The 251-nt window shown below is 59.8% G+C and carries 1 pseudogene; it reads left to right on the top strand.

Annotated elements, in window-relative coordinates:
• A pseudogene (locus AF337_RS44760) lies at positions 1–251 on the top strand (aminoglycoside phosphotransferase family protein); the annotation flags it as partial.

Genomic DNA, 251 nt, shown 5'->3' with positions numbered 1-251 from the left:
GTCGGCAACGGCGAAGGCTTCCTTCCCGATAAAGGCGGTCGCTTTGACCTCCGTCTCCCGGATTATGTCTGGCGCGACAACGTCCTCGAGCGCCTGGGACAATTGCTGCGATCCTACCACGATGCCGCAGCCAGCTTCTTATGGAGAGATCGCGAATGGCGTCTTGACGCCCGCCACCCTGTTGAAACGGTCTGCCACAATGACCTGACGCCGTGGAATACGGTCTTTCAAGCAGGGCTCCCGGTGGCTTT

This window comes from Rhizobium ecuadorense (assembly GCF_001187535.1).
Classification (GTDB): Bacteria; Pseudomonadota; Alphaproteobacteria; order Rhizobiales; family Rhizobiaceae; genus Rhizobium; species Rhizobium ecuadorense.
This window is presented reverse-complemented; position numbering and strand designations above follow the sequence as displayed.